The organism is Microbacterium sp. X-17, assembly GCF_039615055.1.
The window spans coordinates 440,022-463,083 of record NZ_JBDHNI010000005.1; the positions used below are offsets into that span (position 1 = coordinate 440,022).

The following is a 23,062-nucleotide window of genomic DNA, read 5'->3' on the forward strand; positions in this document are numbered from 1 at the left end:
CCGGGGGCTGCGGTCACGCCAGATCTGGACTGCCGCCCGCGCCCGAGGAGTCATGCCGCAGCGTCCAAGCGGAGGGTTCGATCGCCCAGGCGATCGGCCAGCACCGCACTGTGTGTGGCGATGACGAGCGCCGCACCGGCTGCGCGGCGCGCCTGGAGGACGCGGATGACGGACTCCACGTGCTCCGGATCCAGTCGTTGCTCGGGCTCGTCGAGGATCAGCACCTCGAACGGCCGCGCCAAGACGAGAGCGAGACCGAACAGCTGCATCTGACCGGACGACAGCTCATGCGGGAACCGCTCGTGCAGCGCCCCCAGTCCGAGCTCGCTGAGCACCGCCGGCGCGAGTCGTTCGGCCTCGTGTGAATCGTCGAGCCAGGTCCTCGCGACCAGCGTGACGTGATCGACCACGGTGAGATCCACGGCCACCGGCGGGAGGCCGATCATGGCGGCGACCCGGCGACGGAACCGGGGATCCCGCTCGCAAACGTCTTCGCCGCCGATCCGGACCGTGCCGCTCGACGGCGCACGGAGGCCGGCGAGAACACGCAACAGCGTCGATTTCCCGGTCCCGTTCCGGCCACGCACGATCAAAGCCTCGCCGAATTCGGCGGATACCGAGACGGGGGCCAGCAGCGTCACACCGTCGGCGACGACCCCGACCTCATCGACCTCGATCACAGGCTCATGCTTTCATGCCCATGGAGCAAGGAGGTCGGCCGACGCCGAGCTGGCGTCAGCCGACGACCAGCACCTGCACACCGACCGCCTCGTAGGTCGGGCGGGCGCGCGCATCACGCGTGGCGAGCGCGGCGCCATGGTCGCGCGCAGCCAACGCGACCAGCCCGTCATAGGTCGCGCCCCCGGATATCCCGGCGCGGGCCAGATCCCGATGCACCTCGCCGGACCGGTGCGGCGCCAGCACGACTCGCTCAGTGAAGCGGTCCTCGATGAGCAGCACCGCATCCTCGGGTGCCACGCGCGCATCTCCGGGCAGACGGGTCAGCACCGCGTACGTCTCAGCAAGGGCGTGACCGCTGAGCGCGAGTGTGCGCCCCACCGCCCACTCGCGGACGACCACGTGTGCCTCGTGCGCGGCGACGAGGAGCGGCACCGCGACGCTCGTGTCGACGGCCAGGACCGCCGAAGCCGTCACCGGCGCCCCGCGTCGATCAGCGCGAACGTGGTGTCGTCGGTCACGACGGTCTCGGAACGCGCGACCAGATGACCGTCCGCCCCCCGCTCGATCCGTGCCGTGCGACCACTCACGATGATCTGCAGGCCCGCGCCGTAGGGCGAGATGTCGACCGTCGAGCCGGCCACCAGCCCCAAGGCGTCACGAAGCTTCTTCGGGAGCAGCAGTCGTCCGCCGGAGTCGATCGTGGCTTGCATGGGATCAATCTACCATCGCAATCCCATCCGCGGACGGGAGGGATCAGGCCTCGAGCTGGTGGACCGGCGGCTCGACGTCGGCGCGCGAGCGGAAGCGTCCCACGAGGGCCAGCAGCACGCCACCGACCGTCCACGCCGTGAGCGTGAGCCAGGGCGCGAGGGTCGAGGCATCCGGGAAGTAGGAGATCGAACGCAGCAGCGTCGCGGAGGCACCGGGCACGAATCCCTGGCCGATCGCGCCCCACGGCGTGGGGAGGAACTGCCACGGGATCGCCGCGGCCGAGAGCGGGTTCCCGATCAGCATCGTGATCACGGCACCGACGCCGATCCCGGCGGGACCCATGACCGCATTGAACCCGATGATGACGGCGCCGGTCGCCGCGACCCCGAGACCGGCGGCGAGCGCGTTCAGGATCCACGGTCCCTGCAGGACTCCGAACCAGGTCTGCAGCACGAGCACGATCCCGGCTCCCGCCACGACCGCGAAGACGGCGAGACCGAGCAGGCGACGCACGACGCCGGAGACGAGGAGCACCAGGAGCACACCGGCGAGGAGGCCGCCGAGGACGAGCGGGAACGCCGCGGCGCCGAGTCCCGCGCCGGTCGCATCGTCGGCGGACAGAGGGACGACATCCGTTACGACGACGGTCGGGATCTGCGGTGCCGCCGAGGGGAGCTGCGGGACGGCGCCGGCCGCCAACGCCTGCCCGAGGGCGGCGAACTGCTGCGTCAGCCGCTGTTGCGCGGCCGCCCAGATCTCCGTTTGAAGCCGCACCGCCACGCCACGCAGGGCCTGCGCGGCGACGGGGCTGGCCGCCGAGCCGACGAGCACCTCGGGAGTCTGCCCGAGCAGGATCGCTCCGTAGACCTGGCGGTCCTCGATCATCGTGACGGCCTCGTCGCGACCGGTGACCTCGTGGAGATCGAACGGACTCGGATCCTGCTCGGCGAGGGCGCCCTCCAGCGTCGTGACCTGATCGGCGGGGCCGGCGATCGCGACGGGCAGGTTCTGGGGCTGCGCCGTGGCGGCGGGCCAGATGAACCCGAGGACGAGGATGCTGACGATCGCCGCACCGACCACGCCGTACAGGGCCGCGAAGCCCCACTTCGTCTTGTGCACCACGGTCTCCATGATCTGCTCCTAAAAAGAACGTCCGTTTTCTTTTGGACTGTAGCAGAACGGGTATTCTCTTTCCATGCCCCGAGTGACCGACGCCTATCGCGAGGCCCGACGCGAGGAGATCGCCCTCGCCGCGCTGCGCTGCATCGAACGTTCCGGACTCAACGAGACGACGGTCGCCGACATCGTTCGCGAGTCGGGACTCTCCGCCGGCGCGATCTACTCCCACTTCACGAACAAGGCCGAGCTCGCGCGCTACATCGTGGGCCACTTCCTTGGCATGCGCCGCGAGGAGATCGAGGCGGCCGGGCGCCGCGGCGAACTGCTCGCGCCGCGGGAGATCTTGCGGACGATGCTGGCCGGATTCGTCGACGCCGAGGGCTTCGTCCGACCGATGGTCCCCCTCCAGTTCTGGGCGGCATCCACCGTCGACCCGGGCCTTCGCGAGGAGCTCGATCGCACGGTGGCCGAGATCGCGACGTCCATCTCCATCGCTGTGCGCCCGTGGTCCGAAGCCCGGGGACGCACGCTCGACGACGTCGTCCGCGGCATGATGTCGCTCGCGCAGGGCTACATCACCCACGTCGCGATCTTCGGTCCCCGCACCGTCGACGAGTACCTCGACGCCGCCGCCGGCGTGCTCTTGGAAGAGCGGTCGTGACCGTCAGCCGCCGAGGGTGACGTTGAAGAGCAGGCCGAGAAGGTAGGTCACAGCGGCAGCCGAGAAGCCGATCACGAGCTGGCGCAGGCCGCGTTTCAGGGGCGGACCGCCGGAGAGCAGACCCACCATCGCCCCGGTCCCCAGCAGCGCGATGCCGACCAACACGAGCGCGAGCACGACGGCGGTGAGGCCGGACAGGCCGAACAGCCACGGGAGGACGGGGATGACGGCACCGGACGCGAAGAAGAGGAAGCTCGAGGTCGCCGCGCTGAGGGCGCTGCCCACGACCTCGTGCCCGTCCTTCGCCTCGCGAGGGCGGCGGTAGGGCAGGGAGCGATCCGCCGCCTGCGCGGCCGCGACGGCCTGATGCGCGCGGCGCATCGCCTCGTCCGCGTCGACGCCGCGCGTGCGGTAGACGAGGGCGAGCTCGTTCGCGTTCAGGTCGAGGTCGGGCAGGAACGCGTCGCTGTCGTTGTTCGGCTCGGTCGCCTCCAGGAGCTCACGCTGCGAACGCACCGAAACGAACTCCCCCGCGCCCATCGACAGGGCGCCGGCGAGAAGCCCCGCGATGCCGCTGAACAGGACGAACTGGGGGGCGACGCCGGTGGCGCCGATGCCCATCACGAGGGCGAGGTTGGAGACGAGGCCGTCGTTCGCGCCGAACACCGCGGCGCGGAACGTCCCGGACAGACGGCGGCGGCCGCGCGCGGCCAGCCCGCGCACGACCTCGCGGTGGATCTTCTCGTCTGCCGCCATCGCGGGCGTCGCGTGGGGGTCGTCGTCGTACGGCGACCGGTCCTCCGCGTTCTGGGCGAGCGCGAGGACGAAGATCGCGCCGAATCGCTTCGCCATCCATCCGAGCAGGACGGTCCGAAACGACGCTCGCGGCAGCCGCGCCTGCTCGCCGTCGAGGAGCGCGAGCCAGTGCGCCTCGTGGCGCCCCTCCGCCGCCGCGAGCGCGAGCAGGATCTCCCGCTCCTCCCCGGTACGGCGCTCGGCGAGCTGCCGGTAGACCTCGGCCTCGGCCCGCTCGTTGACGAGATACTGCGCCCAGCGCCTGCGATCCCGTGCGGTGGGCGTCCGCGATGCCGGGTCCTCGGTCATGGGCCGCCTCTCGCTCGTGCCGCCCTCGACAGTATCGGCGCGTCCGGCGCGGCATCCGTCATTCCGCGGGATTGCCAGCATTTCGCCGTCCCGAACCGCCGGGGGGTCAGGAGCGGACGCGCGAGCGCAGCACGTCGATGCGCGCCTGAAGCTGCGCGACGGTGGCCTGGGCGACGGCGGGGCCGCCGCAGACCCGCCGCAGCTCCGCGTGCACCTGCCCGTGCGCCTCGCCCGTCTGCCGCGCGTACAGCCCGACGAGGCTGTTGAGCAGCTGCCGCTGCTCACGCAGCGTGCGATGCAGCGGCGCCGGGATGCTCGGCGCCGGCTCCGCCGATACCGTTTCCGCCTCCCGCGCCTCCCGTGTGCGCCGATGCCGCGCCTGCCGCGCCTGGCGCTGCATGAGCAGCTCGTGCACGTGCTCCGGCTCGAGGAGGCCGGGCAGGCCCAGGAACTCCTCCTCCTCCGGCGTCCCCGGCACGGCGAGCTCGCCGAACTCCTTGCCATCGAACAAGACCCGGTCGAAGTGCGCGACCGAGCCGAGCGCCTGATACGTGAACTCCGCGGTCAGCGCGTCGCTCGCCGCATCCTCCCGCTCCGCCGCCGCGAGCAGGTCGTCCTCGAGCGCCCATTCGTCGGCGTTCGCGTCGTCCCGGTCGAGCGCGTGGTCGCGCTGCCGCTCCAGCTCGTTCGCAAGCGCGAGCAGCTGCGGCACGTTCGGCAGGAAGATGCTGGCGGTCTCGCCGCGGCGCCGGGCCCGGACGAACCGGCCCACGGCCTGCGCGAAGAACAGCGGCGTCGAGGCCGAGGTGGCGTACACGCCGACCGCGAGCCGCGGCACGTCCACGCCCTCCGACACCATGCGGACCGCGACCATCCACCGGCTGTCCGACGACGCGAACGTCTCGATCCGCGCCGAGGCCTCCGCCTCGTCCGACAGGACGACCGTCGGCTCCTCCCCCGAGACGTCGCGGAGGATCTCCGCGTACGCGCGCGCCGCCGTCTGATCGGTCGCGATCACGAGCCCTCCGGCGTCGGGCAGATGCTGACGCACCTCGCTCAGCCGGCGGTCCGCTGAGCGCAGGACCGCGGGGATCCAGTCCCCCGCCGGATCCAGCGCCGTGCGCCACGCCTGTGCGGTGACGTCCTTCGTGTTGTCCTGCCCGAGCCGGGCCTCCATCTCGTCCCCCGCGCGCGTGCGCCACCGCATCTGCCCGGCGTAGACGAGGAACACGACCGGCCGGACCACGCCGTCCTCCAGGGCCCGCCGGTAGCCGTAGGCGTAGTCGGTGCGCGAGATCCGGATGCCGCTGTCGTCCGGGTGATATTCCACGAACGGAATAGGTGCCGTGTCGCTGCGGAACGGCGTACCCGAGAGCAGGAGCCGCCGCGTCGCCCGCCCGTACGCATCGCGGAGCGCGTCGCCCCAGCTGAGGGCGTCGCCGCCGTGGTGCACCTCGTCGAGGATCACGAGCGTACGGCGATCGAGGATCAGGCTCTCGTGGACGGATGCCTTCACGGCGACCTGCGCGTACGTGACGGCGACGCCGTGGTACTGCCGCGACGGGACGGCGTGGCGGTTGCTGAACGCGGGATCGATCCGGAGCGAGGCGCGGGCCGCGGCATCCGCCCACTGCGTCTTCAGGTGCTCGGTGGGCGCCACGACGACGATCCGGTCGATCACCCCGCGGCGCAGAAGCTCGGACGCGAGCCGCAGCGCGAACGTGGTCTTGCCGGCGCCCGGGGTCGCGGCGGCGAAGAAGTCGCGCGGGCCCTTGCCCACCCCGTCCGGCCCGTCGAGCGAGAAGTACAGGTCGAGCGCCTCCGCCTGCCAGGCACGCAGACTCTGGGCGGTGCCCCACGGCGCGCGCTGCGGGTACGACGGCGACAGCTGCTCGGCCGCGAAGCTGCCGAAATGCGGGTTCGCCGTGGCGGCATCGGTGTTCATGTCGCCGGCCTCCGTCCGCATCGCCCGGACTACGATAACGACGATCACCGACAGGAGGTCGCATGTCCGCCGATGACGAGGCATCCGTCCGCTCCCCGTTCGTCGCGAACGCGGGGCCGCATCCCTGGCGCCGGTTCGTCGCGATCGGCGATTCGTTCACGGAGGGCGTCGGCGATCCCGAGCCGAATGCTCCGGGCGGGCTCCGCGGCTGGGCGGACCGCGTCGCCGAGACGCTCTCGGAGCAGGTCGACGACTTCGCCTACGCGAACCTCGCGATCCGCGGCAAGCTCATCACGCAGATCGTCGCCGAGCAGGTGGAGCCGGCCCTCGCGCTGAAGCCCGACCTGATCACGTTCTGCGCCGGCGGCAACGACGTCATCCGGCCCGGGACCGACCCGGACGAGATCGCGCAGCAGTTCGAGGACGCCGTCGTGCGGTTGAGCTCGGGCGGCGCCAGCGTCGTCGTCTTCACCGGGATCGACACGAACTTCGCGCCCGTCTTCCGGCAGTTCCGGGGCAAGATCGCGATCTACAACGAGAACGTGCGGGCGATCGCCGAGCGTTACGACTGCATCGTGGCCGACCAGTGGGCGCTCAAGGAGATCCAGGATCCGCGTTTCTTCAGCGACGACCGCCTGCACCTGAACGCCCTCGGACACCACGAGGTCGCCCGCATGGTGCTGCGCGCGCTCAACGTGCCGAACGAGCTGCGGCCGATGCAGCCCGACCCGTTCCCGATCACGACCTGGCGCGCCGCCCGCGCCAGCGACCTGGTGTGGGCGCGCACGCACCTCATGCCGTGGGTGCTGCGGCGGCTGCGCCACCAGTCCTCCGGCGACCACATGACCGCGAAGCGCCCCGAGCCCCTGCCGGTGATCACGATCCTCCCCGGCCCGAATCCGCGCCCGGCGGAGGAGCTCTAGCCGGTCCGGAGCGCCCAGAGGGCGACGGCGGATGCCGCGGCCACGTTCAGCGAGTCCACCCCGCCGGTCATCGGGATCGTGACGACCGTGTCGGCGGCGGCGAGCGCGCGCCGGCTGAGCCCGTCGCCCTCCGCACCGAGGACGAGCGCGATCCGCTCCGGCGGATCCGCCGCGAACTCGTCGAGCGGGACGGCGTCGGGTGCCAGCGCCAGGGCCGCGATCCGGAACCCCTCGGCGTGCAGGAGCCCCCGCGCCTCGTCCCAGGCCGGCAGCCGGGTCCACGGCACCTGGAACACGGTCCCCATGGACACGCGCACGCTCCGCCGGTAGAGCGGGTCTGCGCAGCGCGGGCCCACGAGCACGGCGTCCGCTCCGAGCCCCGCGGCGGCACGGAACGCGGCCCCGACGTTCGTGTGATCCACGAGGTCGTCCAGCACGAGCACGCGTCGGGCGCCGGCGACGACCGAGGCCACCGAGGCCAGCTCGGGCCGGTGCATGGCGGCCAACGCTCCGCGGTGCACGGCATACCCGGTGACACCCTCCGCGATCTCCGCGTCCACGAGGTAGACGGGCACGTCCGCCCCGCCCGCGGGCACGTCCGCCGCACCCGCCCCACCCGAGGCCGCCGCCGCGCCCAGCAGCTCCGCGACCTCGTCGAGCCAGCGCTCCTGCACGAGCACGGAGCGCGGCGCGTGCCCGGCCGCGAGGGCCCGCGCGATCACCTTCGCCGATTCCGCGATGTACAGGCCGCCCGCGGGCTCGAGCGCGCGGCGTAGGGCGGTGTCGGTGAGGTCGCGGTAGTCCCGGAGCCGCGGGTCGTCCGCCCGCTCGATCCGCTCGATCCGCATCGTCTGTTCCTCGCCCGCCGCCCCGGCCATTCCGCCCGCCGTAACATACCCGAAAACCGCGGGGCGTAGAGTCCCCCCACCGAGGGTTATGCGATGACGGCACCAGACACGCTTGCAGCGGGCCTCGACGAGAAGTCGATCGCCCTGGTCGAGCGTGCCGTGGACGTCCTCGCCGGCCGCCGCATCGCGATCCTCACCGGCGCGGGCGTGTCGACCGACTCCGGCATCCCGGACTACCGCGGCCAGGGCGCCCCGGCCCGCACGCCGATGACCGTGCAGCAGTTCTTCGGCAGCGAACTCTCCCGTCGGCGGTACTGGGTCGGCAGCCACCTCGGCTGGCGCACGTTCTCAGCCGCCGACCCGAACCGGGGGCACGGCGCGATCGCGCGGCTCGAGTCCGCCGGCGTGGCATCCGGGGTCGTGACCCAGAACGTCGACGGCCTGCACACCCGCGCCGGCAGCCATCGCGTCGTCGAGCTGCACGGGGCGATGAGCCGCGTCTTCTGCGTCCGCTGCGGGCAGATGTTCGACCGCCGCGACCTGGTCGCGCGCATCGAGGCGGAGAACCCCTGGCTGCGACGCGACACGGAGCTCCCCCTCGGCCCCGACGGCGACGTCGCCCCCGAGACCGTCGAGGGCTTCAGCATCCCGGACTGCACGGTCTGCGGCGGGATGCTGAAGCCCGACGTGGTCTTCTTCGGCGAGTTCATCCCCGCGGAGAAGTTCCGCGAGGCCGAGCAGCTGGTGCGCACCAGTGAGGCGCTCCTGATCGCGGGCTCGTCGCTCGTCGTGAACTCGGGGGTCCGGCTCCTCGAGCGCGCGCGGCGGCGGCGCATCCCGATCGTGATCGTCAACCGTGGTGAGACCCGGGGCGACCCTCGGGCGACCGTCAAGATCGACGCGGGCACGAGCGAGGTCCTCTCGGCGCTCGCCGACGCGCTTCCCTCCGCCGCCTGACGGTTAGGCTCGGGGGATGACCTCGCTGACGCTCATCCGCCACGGCGAGACGGACTGGAACCGGGACGGCCGCATCCAGGGCGCATCCGACATCCCGCTCAACGACACCGGACGCGCGCAGGCCCGCACCGCCGGCGAGACGCTCGCGCGCCTGCTGCCGCGCGACCGGTCCGTGGTCATCGTCGCGAGCGACCTCTCCCGGGCGCGCGAGACGGCCGAGATCATCGCCGACACGCTCGGACTCGACGAGCCCCGCCTGTACCCGGAGCTGCGCGAACGCGCGTACGGCCAGGGCGAGGGGCTCAACGCCGAGCAGCTCGAAGAGCGCTGGGGCGATCGGCACGCCTCCGCCGTCCCCGGTGCGGAGCACGTGGACGTCGTGCGCGAGCGCGCGCTCGCGGGTGTCCGTCGCGCGGTGGCGGACGCACGTGCCCAGGCCGCACCCGGTCCGGTCGAGGTCGTCGGCGTGTCGCACGGCGCCCTCATCCGGGCGCTCGTCCGGCACGCGACGGGCGGCGACCGCCCGGGCTCCGGGGAGCGGCTCGCGAACGGCTCCGGCTACACGTTCCTCGTCGAACGCGACCGCCTCAGCCTGGTCGGCTTCGACGTGCTGGCCGAGACCGACGCACCGCACTCCAACGACGGCATCGTCATCGAGCAGGACGCGTAGCGGATCCCTCCGCGAGGAACCGCGTGATCGCCGCGGCCGCCGGCATGGGGGTCTCGTAGTGGATCAGGTGCCCCACCTCGGGGATCTCGACCAGCTCGGCGCGCGGGAACAGCGTCTGCAGATGGCGCTCGGCCTCGATCGGGGTAATGTCGTCACGGTCGGCCGCCACGAGGAGTACGGGCTGCGGGATGCGCGGCGCGAACTCGCGCACGTCGTGCGAGACCGAGGTCCGGAAGGCCTCGAGGAGCGCATCGCGGTCGGCGAAGCGGGAGAAGTACTGGTCGTGCTGCGCGTGCACGAAGCGGCGCAGCGCAGGATCCCGCGTCTTGGCCATCGAGACGCTCATGACCCGCACGATCGCGCGATTGCGCAGGAGCGCCTCCCCCGCCCGGTGCGGGAGGCGGGCGCCCACCCAGTAGTAGAAGACGGCGAGCCGCGTGAGGAGCCCGCGGGGGCCCGCCAGGGCCGGAGCGCCGATGGGGTTCACGAGGATGACGCGCGGCGTCGCGAGCCCCCCGGCGACGGCCGCGGCGACGACGATCGAGCCGAAGGAGTGGCCGAGCAGGACCGCGCCGGGGGCGGTCGCACCCACGAACTCGGCGAGCCAGTCGGCGAAACCGGCGAGGTCGTGCGCGCGCCCCTGGAGGGGCGGCGTCTCACCGAACCCGGGGAGGTCCGGCGAGAGCACGCGGACGTCCTCGAGATACGCGACGATCGGCTCGAGCCCGTGGTGCTCGCCCCGGAAGCCGTGCACCGCGACGATCGTGGTCGCGGCATCCTCGGGTCCGTACGCCCAGTAGGCGGTGACGCCGCCGGCGAGCGCGACCTCGCGTCGCTCGACCGGCACCGCGTCGAGCGCGTCGCGGTACGGGTGGCTCGCGCTCATCCGTCGATTCTAGGTCCGCGAGACATCAGCGACGCTCCGAGACTGCAGGCGTATCCCGCGGTCTCGGAGCCCAGATGCAGTCTCGCGGGAGGACGGCCCGGAGACGCGGAAGGCCCCGCCGAAGCGGGGCCTTCCGGAAGAGCGAGAGCGGGCGGGGCTTACTTCGCGCCGCCGAAGCCCTTGAAGCGCTTGTTGAACTTCTCGACGCGACCGGCCGAGTCCATGATGCGCTGCTTGCCCGTGTAGAACGGGTGCGACGCGGACGAGATCTCGACGTCGATGACCGGGTACTCGACGCCGTCGAGCTCGATCGTCTTGTCGCTCGAGACCGTCGAGCGCGTGAGGAAGGTGTCGCCCGAGGCGAGGTCGCGGAACACGACCGCCTGGTACTCAGGGTGAATGTCAGTCTTCATGGGAGTCCTTGCCGATGCGGAGAAAGTCTCGGGTGCGCGAAGCACCAAGGAGACAGCCTATCAGGCGGAACCCGCCACCGCGTCCCGAAGAGGGGACGCGACTCGTCAGGAAGACGCGCGAGCGGCGTACCGGCCGCCGTCTTCCGTGAGGGCGACGGGGAGTCCGAACGTACGCGTGAGGTTGTCGGCCGTCAGCGTCTCGGCAAGAGGACCCGCGGCGACCGCCGCGCCGTCGCGGAGCAGCAGCGCGTGCGTGAAGCCCACCGGGATCTCCTCCACGTGGTGGGTGACCATGATCATGGCCGGCGTCGTCGGCGCCTGCGCATACCCGCCGAGCAGGCTCAGGAGCTCCTCGCGGGCCCCCAGGTCGAGGCTCGCGCTCGGCTCGTCGAGGAGCAGGAGCTCGGGATCCGTCATGACCGCGCGGGCGATCTGCACGCGCTTCTGCTCGCCGTCGGAGAGCGTGTCGAACGTCCGGTCGGCGAGCTCGTCGAGCTTCCATTCGGTGAGCACCCGGAACGCGCGGCGCTCGTCGATGTCGTCGTAGTCCTCGCGCCAACGGCCGAGGACCGCGTACGCCGCGGTCATCACGACATCGATCACGCGCTCGGTCGGCGGGACGCGCTTGGCCATCGCGGTCGAGGCGAAGCCGATCCGCGGACGCAGCTCGAACACGTCCGTGCGGCCGAGCCGCTCCCCCAGGATCGTCACGGTGCCGGAGGTCGGGTGCTCGATCGTGTCGGCGAGCTGGAGGACGGTCGTCTTCCCGGCGCCGTTGGGGCCGAGGATGACCCAGCGCTCGTCGTCGTTCACCGTCCAGTTCAGGTGCGAGACGATGTCCCGCGCGTTGCGCCGGACGACCACATCTGCGAACTCGAGGACGCGCACCATGGCCGAAAGCCTACCGGCCCGACCCCACCACCTCGGTGTACAGCGCGGCCGTCTGATCCGCGATCCGGGCCCAGCTGAACTCGGCCACGGCGCGCTCCCGACCGGCCTGCCCGTAGGCCGCCGCGAGGCCGGGATCCGACACGACCTCGGTCAGCGTGCTGGCCAGATCCGCGACGAATCGCTCGGGATCCAGCGGGGTCCCGGTGCCGTCACCGACCTGGTCGATCGGGACGAGGCGGCCCGTCACGCCGTCGTCGACGACCTCCGGGATGCCGCCGGTCGCGGTGCCGACCACGGCGGCTCCGCACGCCATCGCCTCGAGGTTCACGATGCCCAGCGGCTCGTAGACGGACGGGCAGACGAACGTCGTCGCCTCGGTGAGGATCGCCCGCAGGCTGTCGCGCGGCAGGAGCCTCTCGATCCACACCACGCCGGACCGCGTCTCCTGCAACCCGCGCACGAGGCCGGAGACCTCGTCCAGGATCTGCGGCGTGTCCGGTGCGCCGGCGCAGAGGATCAGCTGCACCTCGGGCGGCAGCAGCTCGGCCGCACGGAGCAGGTACGGCAGGCCCTTCTGGCGCGTGATGCGCCCCACGAAGACGACCGAGGGACGTCCCGGATCCACTCCCAGCTCGTGGAGCAGCTCGGGATCCTCCCGCGGACCCCACGCCGCCGTGTCGATGCCGTTGTAGATGACGCGCACCTTCTGCGGGTCGAGCGCGGGATAGCTGCGGAGGATGTCCGCCCGCATCCCCTCGCTCACCGCCACGATCGCCGCGGCCGACTCGTACGCCGCCTTCTCCAAGTAGCTCGACACGGCGTAACCGCCGCCGAGCTGCTCGGCCTTCCACGGCCGCAGGGGCTCGAGGGAGTGCGCCGTCAGGACGTGCGGGATGCCGTAGAGCAGCGACGCGAGGTGCCCGGCGAAGTTCGCGTACCAGGTGTGGGAGTGGACGAGGTCGGCGCCCGCGACATCCGCCACGATCGACAGATCGGTGCCGAGGGTCTGGATCGCCGGGTTCGCCGCGAGCAGCTCGGCGGGCACCGGGTACGACGCGACACCCGGCTCGTCGCAGGGCTCGCCGAACGCTCGCACGCGGACGTCGAGCGGCTCCCCCGAATCGCGCGCGCGCAGGGCGCGGACGAGCTCGGTCACGTGGACCCCGGCGCCGCCGTAGATCGCCGGCGGATACTCCTTCGTGACGAGGTCAACACGCATGTCTCGACGCTAGTACGGCCGCGCGGGCGCGGCATAGTCTGGTGCCATGCCCGCTGCCCCGAAGGTCTTCGGAATCATCCTCGCCGGAGGGGAGGGCAAGCGCCTGATGCCGTTGACCGCGGATCGCGCCAAGCCCGCCGTCCCGTTCGGTGGCCAGTACCGGCTCATCGACTTCGCGATCTCCAATCTCATCAACTCGCATCTGCGGCAGATCGTGGTGCTCACGCAGTACAAGTCGCACAGTCTCGACCGGCACCTCTCGCAGACCTGGCGGATGTCGGCGCTCCTGGACGCGTACGTCACGTCGGTCCCGGCACAGCAGCGCCTCGGAAAGCGCTGGTTCTCCGGGTCGGCGGACGCGATCCTGCAGAGCCTCAACCTCATCAACGACGAGCAGCCCGACATCGTGGTCGTGATCGGCGCCGACCACGTGTACCGGATGGACTTCCAGCAGATGCTCGACGCACACATCACCTCGGGTGCGCGCGCGACGGTGGCCGGCATCCGCCAGCCGATCTCGCTCGCGAACCAGTTCGGGGTCATCGACGTCGACCCGGCGGACCCCGCGCGCATCCGCGACTTCCTGGAGAAGCCGCAGAAGCCCACCGGGCTCGCGGACAGCCCCGGCGAGGTACTGGCCTCGATGGGCAACTACATCTTCGATGCCGAGGCCCTGATCGAGGCCGTGGAGGTGGACGGCGAGCTGCCCACCTCCAACCACGACATGGGCGGTGACATCGTGCCCTACTTCGTCGGTCGCGGCGAGGCGGGCGTCTACGACATGAAGCGCAACGACGTGCCCGGGTCGACGGACCGCGACCGCGCCTACTGGCGCGACGTCGGCACGATCGACTCGTTCTTCGACGCGCACATGGATCTGACCTCCACGCTGCCGATCTTCAACCTGTACAACCGGCATTGGCCGATCCACTCGCAGCTGGTGAACTCGCCGCCGGCGAAGTTCGCGCGCGACGCGGCGGGCAACCTCGGACAGACGATCGACTCGATCGTGTCGCTCGGCTCGGTGCTCTCGGGCACGCACCTCGAGCGGAGCGTGGTCGGCCCGTGGGGTCTCACGGAGGCGGGCACCCACATCTCCGACTCGGTGCTCTTCGACCGGGTCCACGTGGGCGCGGGCGCGCGTCTGCACCGCGCGATCATCGACAAGAACGTGGTCATCGCCGACGGCGCGACCGTAGGCATCGACACGGAGCGCGACCTGGCGCGGGGCTTCACCGTGACCGAGTCCGGGATCACCGTCGTCGGCAAGGGCGTCCACATCGAGCGGTGACGCGAGGCCTCACTTCCGCTTCGCTAGCGTGGGGGGATGACCGCGCGCCTTCTCCTCGTCCTCGACGCCGACTCGACCCTCCTCCGTGACGAGGTCATCGAGCTGCTCGCGGACGAGGCCGGCCGCGGCCTCGAGGTGGCCGCGGCGACCGAGGCCGCGATGCGCGGCGAGGTCGACTTCGCGACGAGCCTGCGCGGTCGCGTCGCGGCGCTGCGGGGGGTTCCGGTGTCGGCCTTCCCGCGGGTCCGCGCGCGGATCACGCCGACACCCGGCGTCCACGAGCTCGTCGCCGCGGTGCACGAGCGCGGCGGGATCGTCGCCGTCGTCTCCGGCGGGTTCCACGAGATCCTCGACGACCTGGCGCCCGCGCTCGCCGTCGACGTGTGGCGCGCGAACCGGCTCGCGACGAGCGACGGCGTGCTCACGGGTGAGGTCGACGGCCCCATCGTGGATGCCGCGGGCAAGGCCGACGCCCTCCGGGAATGGGCCGCGGACCATGGCGTCCCCCTGTCGTCGACGATCGCGATCGGCGACGGCGCGAACGACCTTCAGATGCTCGCCGCCGCGGGCCTGGGCCTGGCCTTCAACGCCAAGCCCGCCGTACGTGCCCAGGCCGACCTCGTGATCGGCCCGGTCGACCTCCGCGAGGTCATCCCCCTCCTCCCCTGAGCCGCTCGAGTGTCACTCGCGCACGCTCTACCCGCGCCGGAACCGTGCGCGGGTGACACTGGAGCGGGGGTCAGTGGCCCATGCCGAGGCCGCCGTCGACCGGGATCACGGCGCCGCTGATGTACGAGGCGGCGTCGGAGGCGATCCAGGCCACGACGCCGGCGACCTCATCGGGGGTCGCGAAGCGGCCCGCGGGGATGCTCTTCTTGTAGTCGGCCTGGAGGTCCTCGGGGAGCTCCGCGGTCATGTCGGTCTCGATGAAGCCGGGAGCGACGACGTTCGCCGTGATCCCGCGGCTGCCCAGCTCCCGCGTGAGCGAGCGGGCGAAGCCGACGAGCGCGCTCTTCGAGCTCGCGTAGTTGATCTGACCGGCCGAACCCAGCAGCCCGACGACGCTCGAAATGAGGATGACGCGACCCCACCGCGCCTTCAGCATGCCCTTCGCGGCGCGCTTGACGACGCGGAACGAGCCGCCGAGGTTCGTCGTGACGACCGAGTCGAAGTCGTCGTCGCTCATCCGCAGGAGGAGCGTGTCCTTCGTGATGCCGGCGTTCGCGACGACGATCGCGACGGGTCCGAGCGTCGCCTCGACCTCGGCGAACGCGGTGTCGAGGGACGCGGCATCCGTCACGTCCGCGCGCACCGTCAGCGCACCCTCCGGGCCCTCGCCCGAGCGCGCCGTGACCGCCACGCGGTAGCCGTCGGCGACGAAGCGCTCGGCGATCGCGCGGCCGATACCGCGGTTCCCACCGGTCACCAGGACGACGCGCTCTTCTGCCATGCGGATGCTCCTTACCTCGGCGTGCGGCCGGGTCCCACTGTACAGACGCCCCGTTGACAGCCCGCGCACCGGGCTGCGAGCCTGGAGCCACCGGACGACGAAAGGCCGCACCATGAGCGATCCCACCCCCGAGGACCCGACCCAGCCGCCCGCTCCCCCCACCCCTCCCGCGGCCCCCGAGCCGCCGGCCGCGCAGCCCGCCCCTCCCGCACAACCCGCCGCTCCCGCGCAGCCGCCGCAGTACGCCCAGCCCCCGCAGCAGCCGTACGGGCAGCCGCAGTACGGCCAGCCGGTGCCCCCGTCACCGCAGTACCCCGGGGCCTACCCCCCGCCGGTCTACACCCCCTACCCGACCGGACCGCGGACGAACCCGCTCGCGATCGTGTCCCTCATCTCCTCGCTCGTCGGGCTGTTCATCATCCCGATCATCGCCTCGATCGTCGGGGTCATCACCGGACACATCTCGCTCAGCCAGATCAAGAAGACCGGCGAGAACGGCCACGGGATGGCGCTGGCCGGCGTGATCATCGGCTGGGTCAGCCTCGGCCTCTGGGTGATCGGCATCATCGTGCTCATCTGGTTCTTCGCGGCCCTCGCGTCCAGCGGCGTGCTCACCTACCGGGACTACTACTACAACAGCTGACTCCGGGTGCCGGTGCGCGGCGTAGGCTGGAAGCACCGTGAAGAGCATCGCAAGGCTGCAGTCCGCGACGTCGTTGCCACGCGCCCCGCGCGACGACGCCGGCAAACGCACGACCACGTATCTGGTCATGATGAGCGTGCGCATCGTCTGCTTCGCGCTCATGGTGCTCGTGATGCCGTACGGCTGGTACACGTGGATCTTCGGCGCGGGAGCGATCTTCCTTCCGTACATCGCGGTGGTCCTCGCGAACGTCGGCCAGGACACGAAGGTGGCTCCCGCCGTCGATCCCGAGCGGTCGCTCGGCGACGCGCCCGAGGCCGAGAAGCCGAAGACGGAGCAGCCGCCCGTCATCCGGATCAGCGAGACCCCCAGCACGTCCGACGGGCCCACCCCGTGACATCCGCGCCGTGCTCCCGCGCGGGATGCGGCGCTGCGGCGCGCTGGCGGATCGACTGGCGGAACCCGCGCATCCATGACGGCGACCGACGTAAGACGTGGGTCGCGTGCGACGAGCACCGCGAGGAGCTGCGCGCCTTCCTGGACGCCCGACGCTTCCCCCTCGAAGTCTCACCCCTGACGGATGCCGCGACCGCGGGAGCGCCGGCATGAAGCGCCTGCCCGCGCTCGGCCGCTGGGGGATCTACGTCGGGATCGCGATCGTGTTCGCGATCGCGTGCGCGTTCCTGTCGCAGTGGCAGTTCGGCCGCAACGCGGATCGCTCCGCGGAGCTGGCCCTGGTCAGCGAGAACTACGACGCACCGCCCGTCCCGATCGCGACGCTGGTGCCCACGCCGGGCGCGTTCGACGAGTCCACGGCCAAGTGGCATCCGGTCATCCTCACCGGGCACTATCTGCCGGATCAGCAGCTGCTCGCCCGCAACCGCCCGCACGGCGGGACCGTGGCGTTCGAGGTGCTCGTGCCGTTCCAGCTCGACGACGGGCGCGTGCTCCTCATCGACCGCGGGTGGGTGCCGCCGGGCGCGGGCGACGGCCCCGACTCGGTGCCAACTCCACCCACGGGCGCGGCGACCGTGATCGGGCGGCTGCTCCCGGGCGAGTCGCTGCCCGTCTCCGGGCGCGAGACCGCGCCGGACGGCCAGGTGCCGACGATCAACCTCCCCCTCATCGCGGAGCGCCTGGGCACCGAGGGCTCGCAGCTCGACCAGAGCACGTACATCGTCATGATGTCGGAGGATCCGGCGCCGGCGACGGCCCCGAGTTCGCTCGAGGCGCCGACGAACGACCCGGGTCCGTTCCTGTCCTACGCGATCCAGTGGATCCTGTTCGCGGTGATGGGCTTCGTCTTCATCGGCTACGTCATCCGCACCGAGGTGCACAAGCGCCGGGAGGATGCCGCCGAGGCCGCCGCGCGCGCGGCGAACCCCGAGCTCTTCGAGGGGGACGCCGCACCCGTTCGGGTCGCCCGGCGACGCTCGCTCTTCGGCCGGCGTCCCGATCGCGACGCCTCCGACGAGGACGCGCTGCTCGATCGCGCCGGCCGCTGAGTCCGCGCGGCTCAGCCCCGGGCTCGGGACGACGCGGGGCGGAGGGCCATCAGGCCGCCGACGAGCAGACCCACGCCGAAGAGGAACTCGCGCTGGGAGTCGCCGTCGTCGACGGCGTCCGGGCTGCTATCGTCGGGGCGCACGCCGAGGCTCTCGTACTGCATCCGCTGCTGCTCGTGGGAGACGTGTCCGAGGACGAAGTGGGTGAGCGCGGTCGCCGCTCCCCGCGCGGTGCCGGGGTCGAACCCGGCCTCCGCGATCGCGCGCACCAGGCGGTCCTGCGGGCGGACCGATCCCAGACCCAGCGCGAGCGTGCTGGCCACGACGTCGGCGCCGTCGCGGTACGCGAGCAGCGCGTCGCGCAGCGCAAGAGCCTCGGCGCGCAGCCTCGCCGGGCCGTCCGCGGCGGCGTCCGCCGGCCGTGCTCGGCCCAGGATCCGGTCCGACAACTCGGCGATGATGGTCTGCTTGTTGGCGAAGTGCCAGTAGAGGGCGCTCGGCTGCACGTCGAGCGCGGCAGCCAGCCGTCGCATCGTCAGGTCGGCGAGACCGTAGTCGTCGAGGATCCGCAACGCCGCGTGGACGACGTCCTCTCGGGAAAGCCTCCGGCGGGGTGTGACGTCTTCCACGTTCTCACTATACTTACGGCGTTCACGACCCGGTGAACACCGTTCAGGTCGTCACGCGACCCGCCGCACCCAGGAGAATCTCCCTATGACCGATCTCGCCGTCCCCCGTCGCCGGCTCGATGCGGCCGATCTCGCCCGCATCGCGATCTTCGCCGGCATCATCGCCGTGCTGGGTCTTCCGGGCGCGTTCACGATCCTGGGAGCGGTGCCGATCACCGCGCAGACCCTCGGCGTGATGCTCGCCGGCGCGATCCTCGGCCCCTGGCTCGGCGGCCTGTCGGTGACGGTCCTCCTCGCCCTCGTGGCGGTCGGCCTGCCGCTGCTCGCCGGCGGCCGCGGCGGGATCGGCGTGTTCCTCGGCCCGTCGGCCGGCTACCTGATCGGCTGGATCGTCGGCGCCATCGTGATCGGGCTCATCGTGCACGCCCGCGGCCGCAAGCCGGTCGTCTGGCGGACCTTCGTCGGCGTCGTCACCGGCGGCATCCTCGTCGTGTACGCGTTCGGCATCCCGGTGCAGAGCCTCGTCACGCGACTGCCGATCGGCCAGACCGCGCTGACCAGCCTCGTTTTCCTGCCCGGCGACCTCCTGAAGGCCGTGCTCGCCACCGCGATCGTCGCGACGCTCGTGCGGGCCTACCCGCGGGCGTTCCGTCGCGTGTGGCCCGCGCCGGCCGAGCGCACCCCGGTGCCGATGCCGTGATCGTCCCGCTCCCGAGCGACACCCCGGCGCTCCTCGACCGGCTGCGCGAGATCCGCGCCGCCGGTCGGGTCCCGCTGGTGGGCGACGCGCGCTGGCCCGCGGCCCCGTGGGATTCCCTCGTGGCGGCCGCCCAGGCCACTCCGCCGGAGGATGTCGCGTGGGCCACGCTCACCTCGGGGTCGAGCGGCCCCGCCCGCATCGTCCTGCGCAGCGCGTCGTCGTGGGAGGAGTCGTTCCCGATCGTCAGCCGGCTGCTCGACGCCGGCCCGGACGACGCTGTCGCCCTCCCCGCGCCGGCCTCCGCCTCGCTCACGCTGTTCTCCCTGGCGCACGCGCTCAGCGGAGGACCGCGCCCGCTGATCGGGCCCGCCGCGGGATCCGGCGCGACGTGCTTCCACGGGACGCCGCAGGCACTGCGCGCCCTGCTCGAGCACGACGCCCCCTCATCCGTGCGGACCGCGCTCGTCGGCGGCTCGCACATGGATCCGGACCTCCGCGACCGCGCACACGACGCCGGCATCCGGGTGGTCGCCTACTACGGAGCCGCGGAGCTCTCGTTCGTCGCCATCGACGAGGGCGACGGGCTGCGGCCGTTCCCCGGCGTGGAGATCAATATCCGCTGCGGCGAGCTGTGGGTGCGGTCGCCGTTCGTCGCCCGAGGGTATCTCGGCGGCTCGGGTCCGCTCCGTCACGACGGGGACTGGGCCACGGTCGGCGACCGCGCCGAGCTCGTGGACGGGTGCCTGCGGCTGCTCGGCCGCGCCGACGACGCGATCCTCACGGCATCGGCGACGATCGTGCCCGAGGAGGTCGAGGCCGTCCTCCGCTCGGTGCCCGGGGTCCGTGACGCCATCGTGTTCGGCTGGCCACGCGAGCCCGTCGGGGCCCTCGTCGCGGCGTTCGTGGACGCGAGCGACGCGTGCATCGACGCCCTCCGCCACGCGAGTCGGACTCACCTCGCTCCGGCCCATCGGCCGCGACGCTGGTTCGCGGGCGAGCTGCCGCGGACCGCGTCGGGAAAGCCCGCCCGCGCGGAGGCCGTTCGCCGCGCGCTGGCCGGGGAGGTGACGCGCCTTGACGTCTGAGCAGGATCCCGTCATCATCGCCGCCCGGCGCACCCCGATCGGCACACGCGGTCGCGCCCTCGCCCACCTCGACGCCGCGGAGCTCGCAGCCCGCGCCATCCGAGCGGCGCTGGCGGATGCCGCCGCGGCCTCGGGCGCGGCGCCCACGGTGGCCGACGTGCTGCTCGGCAACTGCATGGGCCCCGGTGGCAACCTGGGGCGCGTCGCCGCCCTCGCCGCCGGCCTGGATCCCTCCGTCCCCGGCGGGACGGTGGACCGGCAGTGCGGCAGCGGCCTGGCGGCCGTGCTGGATGCCGCGACCGCGATCCGCGCGGGAGACCCCGGGATGCGCGTGGCGGGCGGCACGGAGAGCGCGTCGACCGCCCCGGTGCGCTCCGTCGACGGGATCCCCTACGCGCGCGCGCCCTTTGCGCCCGAGGGCTTCCCGGACCCTGACATGGTGCACGCGGCCGAGTACCTCGCCGCGCACGACGGCATCTCGCGCGCCCGGCAGGACGCCCATGCCGCGCGCAGTCACGCCCGGGCGCGGGCCGCCCGCGACGCCGGCCGCTTCGAGGCCGAGCTCGTGCCGCTGGCCGAACTCGCGCACGACGACGCGGTCGGCGCTGCGGAGGGGCTCCTGCCGCGGCTCCCCCCGCTGTTCCCCGGCGGCACGCTCACGGCCGGCACCGCGACCCGTATCGGCGACGGCGCCGCGGTCGTGGTCGTCGCGCCGGCGGGCAGCGCCCGCGGGCTCGCGGTGCGGGCGGGCGTCGTCGTCGGCTGCGACCCGGCCCTGCCGGGCCTCGGCGCCGCGGTCGCCGTCGATGCCGCGCTGCACCGCGCGGGCCTGCGCCAGACCGATATCGCCGCGTTCGAGATCGTGGAGGCCTTCGCCGCGCAGAGCCTCGCGGTGCTCGACCGGCTCGGGATCGCCGAGGACGACCTCCGGGTCAGCGCCGGCGGCGGCGCGCTCGCCCTCGGGCATCCCTGGGGTGCGAGCGGGGCCGTGGCCGTCGTGCGGCTGTTCAGCCGGCTCGTGCGCGGGGGCGCCGCCCCCGGCACGCGCGGCGTCGCCGCCGCGTCCGTCGGCGGCGGGCTCGGGATCGCCGCGGTGTTCGAGGTGGTCCGATGACGATCCGGCTCGAGGACGTCTCCGTCCGGCTCGACGACGTCGACGTACTCCGCGAGGTCACGCTCGAGATCGACGCCACCACCATCGCGGTCATCGGCGAGAACGGATCCGGCAAGTCCACGTTCGCGCGCCTGCTCGGCGGGCTCGTGCCCCGGCGATCGGGGCGGCTCGGCATCCTGGGACTCGATCCGGCCACGCAGGCATCCGAGCTCCGCCGCCGGACGGCTCTCGTCTTCAGCAACCCGGACGCGCAGATCATCATGCCCACCGTGGCCGAGGACGTCGCCTTCTCCCTTCGCAGCTCCGGGCTCGGACGCGCGGAGCGTCAGGAGCGCGTCGAGGCCGCCCTGGAGCGGTTCGGGCTGACGGAGCTGGCCGGCCGCTCCTCCCACGCCCTCTCCGGTGGTCAGAAGCAGCTGCTCGCCGTGTGTGGCGCGCTCGTACGTGATCCCGCGCTCGTGATCGCCGACGAGCCGACTGCGTACCTCGACGCCCGCAACGCGGCCCGCGTCGCGGATCACCTCTTCGACGACAGCGGTCACCGGCTCGTCCTGGTGACCCACGACCTCGCGCTGGCCGGACGCTGCGAATGCGCCGTGCTCTTCGCCGACGGACGCGTCGAGGCGATCGGCGAGCCCGCGGACGTCATCGCCCGCTACGAGGCGAGCCTCCGATGCTGAGCCTGTACCGCCCGGGGAACGGCTGGCTGCATCGCACGCCCGCCGGCCCGAAGACCGTGCTCGTCCTCGCCCTCGTGCTCGCCGTCTCGCTCCTCCCCTCCACGTGGTGGGCGGCCGCGGTCGCGGCCGGCGCCGGCATCCTCGTCTACGCCGCCGCGGATCTGCGCGACGGCGCGCTCGGGATGCGCGAGCTCGCGCGGCAGGTGCACGCGCTGCGCTGGATCCTTCTGTTCACGATCGCGACGCAGCTGTTCTTCCTCGGCCCGGAGCTCGCCGTCGCGAACACCGTCCGGCTCACGGCGGCCGTCGCGCTCGCCGGGCTGCTCGTGCTCACGACGACGGTCACCGCCCTGCTCGACGCGCTCGAGCGCAGCCTCCGGCCGCTCGCGCGGATCCGGCTCTCCCCCGAACGCGCCGCGCTCCTCCTGACCGTCACGATCGGCACGATCCCCGTCCTCGGGCGTCTCGCCCGCGAGATCCGCGACGCACAACGGGCGCGCGGCGTCCGCTCCAGCCTGCGCACGTTCGTGGTCCCGTTCCTCGTGGTCGCCCTCAAGCACGCCGACGAGCTCGGCGACGCCCTCACCGCCCGGGGCGTGCGGTGACCGCGATCCGCCCGCGCGTGCTCGGGCACGTGGTCGACGGCGAGACGCGGTGCATCCACTACCGGACGCCGCTCGACATCGTCGCGATCCGGTTCGCCTGCTGCGGCGAGTTCTACCCCTGCCACCTCTGTCACGCGGAGAGCGCCGGGCACGAGGCCGCACCGTGGCCGCGCGACGCGTGCGATGAGCGGGCGATCCTCTGCGGCGCGTGCGGCACGGTGCTCACGATCGCGACCTACCTCGACGCGGACGCCTGCCCCGAGTGCCGGGCACCGTTCAACCCGCGCTGCGCGCTGCACGCGCACCTGTATTTCGAGCTCTGACCGGGCGCC

Annotated in this window: 29 protein-coding genes; 16 read left to right on the forward strand and 13 right to left on the reverse strand. The window is 72.5% G+C overall.

Going from position 1 to position 23,062, the window contains the following annotated elements; all coding sequences use genetic code 11:
* Positions 1-50 precede the first annotated feature (50 nt).
* The 4 genes from ABCS02_RS25075 to ABCS02_RS25090 are packed head-to-tail and all read right to left on the reverse strand — an operon-like array spanning position 51 to position 2,523.
* Positions 51-680, reverse strand: coding sequence for an ABC transporter ATP-binding protein (locus tag ABCS02_RS25075; RefSeq protein ID WP_345838413.1), 630 nt, complete (start codon positions 678-680; stop codon positions 51-53).
* 55 nt (positions 681-735) lie between these two features.
* Complete coding sequence (locus ABCS02_RS25080) at positions 736-1,155, reverse strand: PIN domain-containing protein (protein WP_345838414.1); 420 nt, start codon at positions 1,153-1,155, stop codon at positions 736-738.
* A complete protein-coding gene (locus ABCS02_RS25085) occupies positions 1,152-1,391 on the reverse strand; it encodes an AbrB/MazE/SpoVT family DNA-binding domain-containing protein (RefSeq protein ID WP_345838415.1) in 240 nt (79 codons plus the stop codon). The genes ABCS02_RS25080 and ABCS02_RS25085 overlap by 4 nt, the downstream gene beginning before the upstream one ends.
* Positions 1,392-1,434: 43 nt before the next feature.
* Positions 1,435-2,523 carry a hypothetical protein gene (locus ABCS02_RS25090; protein ID WP_345838416.1) on the reverse strand — a complete coding sequence of 363 codons (1,089 nt, stop codon included), beginning with the start codon at positions 2,521-2,523 and terminating at the stop codon, positions 1,435-1,437.
* A 64-nt stretch (positions 2,524-2,587) separates the two neighbouring features.
* On the opposite strand from ABCS02_RS25090, the gene ABCS02_RS25095 reads away from it, so the two are divergent.
* Entirely contained in the window at positions 2,588-3,172 is a 585-nt protein-coding gene (locus ABCS02_RS25095) for a TetR family transcriptional regulator (protein ID WP_345838417.1), read from the forward strand.
* A 3-nt stretch (positions 3,173-3,175) separates the two neighbouring features.
* On the opposite strand, the gene ABCS02_RS25100 is transcribed toward ABCS02_RS25095, so the two are convergent.
* Positions 3,176-4,276 (reverse strand): VIT1/CCC1 family protein, encoded by a 1,101-nt coding sequence (locus tag ABCS02_RS25100; protein ID WP_345838418.1) that lies wholly within the window; start codon positions 4,274-4,276, stop codon positions 3,176-3,178.
* A 106-nt stretch (positions 4,277-4,382) separates the two neighbouring features.
* Positions 4,383-6,221 (reverse strand): DEAD/DEAH box helicase, encoded by a 1,839-nt coding sequence (locus ABCS02_RS25105; protein ID WP_345838419.1) that lies wholly within the window; start codon positions 6,219-6,221, stop codon positions 4,383-4,385.
* A gap of 62 nt (positions 6,222-6,283) precedes the next feature.
* Between ABCS02_RS25105 and ABCS02_RS25110 the strand changes: the two genes are divergently transcribed.
* Positions 6,284-7,144: an SGNH/GDSL hydrolase family protein gene (locus tag ABCS02_RS25110; RefSeq protein WP_345838420.1), complete on the forward strand. Its 861-nt coding sequence runs from the start codon at positions 6,284-6,286 to the stop codon at positions 7,142-7,144.
* On the opposite strand, the gene ABCS02_RS25115 is transcribed toward ABCS02_RS25110, so the two are convergent.
* Positions 7,141-7,992 carry an RNA methyltransferase gene (locus ABCS02_RS25115; protein WP_345838421.1) on the reverse strand — a complete coding sequence of 284 codons (852 nt, stop codon included), beginning with the start codon at positions 7,990-7,992 and terminating at the stop codon, positions 7,141-7,143. The genes ABCS02_RS25110 and ABCS02_RS25115 overlap by 4 nt on opposite strands.
* 93 nt (positions 7,993-8,085) lie before the next feature.
* On the opposite strand from ABCS02_RS25115, the gene ABCS02_RS25120 reads away from it, so the two are divergent.
* Complete coding sequence (locus tag ABCS02_RS25120; RefSeq protein ID WP_345838422.1) at positions 8,086-8,949, forward strand: Sir2 family NAD-dependent protein deacetylase; 864 nt, start codon at positions 8,086-8,088, stop codon at positions 8,947-8,949.
* Positions 8,950-8,965: 16 nt separating this feature from the next.
* Positions 8,966-9,619 (forward strand): histidine phosphatase family protein, encoded by a 654-nt coding sequence (locus ABCS02_RS25125; RefSeq protein WP_345838423.1) that lies wholly within the window; start codon positions 8,966-8,968, stop codon positions 9,617-9,619.
* On the opposite strand, the gene ABCS02_RS25130 is transcribed toward ABCS02_RS25125, so the two are convergent.
* From ABCS02_RS25130 to glgA, 4 genes are all read right to left on the reverse strand, one after another.
* Positions 9,600-10,505, reverse strand: coding sequence for an alpha/beta hydrolase (locus ABCS02_RS25130; RefSeq protein WP_345838424.1), 906 nt, complete (start codon positions 10,503-10,505; stop codon positions 9,600-9,602). The genes ABCS02_RS25125 and ABCS02_RS25130 overlap by 20 nt on opposite strands.
* Before the next feature lie 158 nt (positions 10,506-10,663).
* Entirely contained in the window at positions 10,664-10,918 is a 255-nt protein-coding gene (locus tag ABCS02_RS25135) for a type B 50S ribosomal protein L31 (protein ID WP_345838425.1), read from the reverse strand.
* Between the two features lie 105 nt (positions 10,919-11,023).
* Complete coding sequence (locus ABCS02_RS25140; RefSeq protein WP_345838426.1) at positions 11,024-11,809, reverse strand: ABC transporter ATP-binding protein; 786 nt, start codon at positions 11,807-11,809, stop codon at positions 11,024-11,026.
* 10 nt (positions 11,810-11,819) lie between these two features.
* Complete coding sequence (gene glgA, locus ABCS02_RS25145) at positions 11,820-13,028, reverse strand: glycogen synthase (protein ID WP_345838427.1); 1,209 nt, start codon at positions 13,026-13,028, stop codon at positions 11,820-11,822.
* Positions 13,029-13,074: 46 nt separating this feature from the next.
* Here glgA and glgC point away from each other — a divergent pair, with 46 nt between their 5' ends.
* On the forward strand, positions 13,075-14,319 hold the full coding sequence (glgC, locus tag ABCS02_RS25150) for a glucose-1-phosphate adenylyltransferase (RefSeq protein ID WP_345838428.1): 1,245 nt from the start codon (positions 13,075-13,077) through the stop codon (positions 14,317-14,319).
* Positions 14,320-14,355: 36 nt separating this feature from the next.
* Entirely contained in the window at positions 14,356-14,988 is a 633-nt protein-coding gene (gene serB / locus ABCS02_RS25155) for a phosphoserine phosphatase SerB (RefSeq protein WP_345838429.1), read from the forward strand.
* Positions 14,989-15,058: 70 nt separating this feature from the next.
* On the opposite strand, the gene fabG is transcribed toward serB, so the two are convergent.
* A complete protein-coding gene (gene fabG / locus ABCS02_RS25160) occupies positions 15,059-15,769 on the reverse strand; it encodes a 3-oxoacyl-ACP reductase FabG (RefSeq protein WP_345838430.1) in 711 nt (236 codons plus the stop codon).
* A gap of 112 nt (positions 15,770-15,881) precedes the next feature.
* On the opposite strand from fabG, the gene ABCS02_RS25165 reads away from it, so the two are divergent.
* The 4 genes from ABCS02_RS25165 to ABCS02_RS25180 are packed head-to-tail and all read left to right on the forward strand — an operon-like array spanning position 15,882 to position 17,917.
* Positions 15,882-16,412, forward strand: a complete 531-nt coding sequence (locus ABCS02_RS25165; RefSeq protein ID WP_345838431.1) for a DUF4190 domain-containing protein — start codon at positions 15,882-15,884, stop codon at positions 16,410-16,412.
* A gap of 37 nt (positions 16,413-16,449) precedes the next feature.
* Complete coding sequence (locus ABCS02_RS25170) at positions 16,450-16,809, forward strand: DUF3099 domain-containing protein (protein WP_345838432.1); 360 nt, start codon at positions 16,450-16,452, stop codon at positions 16,807-16,809.
* Positions 16,806-17,021: a hypothetical protein gene (locus ABCS02_RS25175; protein WP_345838433.1), complete on the forward strand. Its 216-nt coding sequence runs from the start codon at positions 16,806-16,808 to the stop codon at positions 17,019-17,021. The genes ABCS02_RS25170 and ABCS02_RS25175 overlap by 4 nt, the downstream gene beginning before the upstream one ends.
* Entirely contained in the window at positions 17,018-17,917 is a 900-nt protein-coding gene (locus ABCS02_RS25180) for an SURF1 family protein (RefSeq protein WP_345838434.1), read from the forward strand. Before ABCS02_RS25175 ends, ABCS02_RS25180 begins: the two co-directional genes overlap by 4 nt.
* Before the next feature lie 11 nt (positions 17,918-17,928).
* Here the strand turns inward: ABCS02_RS25180 and ABCS02_RS25185 are convergent, their stop codons facing one another.
* Positions 17,929-18,546 (reverse strand): TetR/AcrR family transcriptional regulator C-terminal domain-containing protein, encoded by a 618-nt coding sequence (locus ABCS02_RS25185; RefSeq protein ID WP_345838435.1) that lies wholly within the window; start codon positions 18,544-18,546, stop codon positions 17,929-17,931.
* An 85-nt stretch (positions 18,547-18,631) separates the two neighbouring features.
* Between ABCS02_RS25185 and ABCS02_RS25190 the strand changes: the two genes are divergently transcribed.
* Genes ABCS02_RS25190 through ABCS02_RS25215 form a run of 6 tightly spaced genes read left to right on the forward strand, consistent with a single transcriptional unit; the run spans position 18,632 to position 23,053 of the window.
* The gene (locus tag ABCS02_RS25190; protein WP_345838436.1) at positions 18,632-19,246 is read left to right on the forward strand and encodes a biotin transporter BioY; all 615 of its coding nucleotides are present in this window, start codon (positions 18,632-18,634) and stop codon (positions 19,244-19,246) included.
* The gene (locus ABCS02_RS25195) at positions 19,243-20,331 is read left to right on the forward strand and encodes an AMP-binding protein (protein ID WP_345838437.1); all 1,089 of its coding nucleotides are present in this window, start codon (positions 19,243-19,245) and stop codon (positions 20,329-20,331) included. The genes ABCS02_RS25190 and ABCS02_RS25195 overlap by 4 nt, the downstream gene beginning before the upstream one ends.
* Positions 20,321-21,445: a thiolase family protein gene (locus tag ABCS02_RS25200; RefSeq protein WP_345838438.1), complete on the forward strand. Its 1,125-nt coding sequence runs from the start codon at positions 20,321-20,323 to the stop codon at positions 21,443-21,445. Before ABCS02_RS25195 ends, ABCS02_RS25200 begins: the two co-directional genes overlap by 11 nt.
* Positions 21,442-22,125 (forward strand): ABC transporter ATP-binding protein, encoded by a 684-nt coding sequence (locus tag ABCS02_RS25205; protein ID WP_345838439.1) that lies wholly within the window; start codon positions 21,442-21,444, stop codon positions 22,123-22,125. Before ABCS02_RS25200 ends, ABCS02_RS25205 begins: the two co-directional genes overlap by 4 nt.
* A complete protein-coding gene (locus ABCS02_RS25210) occupies positions 22,119-22,730 on the forward strand; it encodes an energy-coupling factor transporter transmembrane component T (protein ID WP_345838440.1) in 612 nt (203 codons plus the stop codon). Before ABCS02_RS25205 ends, ABCS02_RS25210 begins: the two co-directional genes overlap by 7 nt.
* Positions 22,727-23,053, forward strand: a complete 327-nt coding sequence (locus ABCS02_RS25215; RefSeq protein WP_345838441.1) for a CHY zinc finger protein — start codon at positions 22,727-22,729, stop codon at positions 23,051-23,053. Before ABCS02_RS25210 ends, ABCS02_RS25215 begins: the two co-directional genes overlap by 4 nt.
* Positions 23,054-23,062 lie beyond the last annotated feature (9 nt).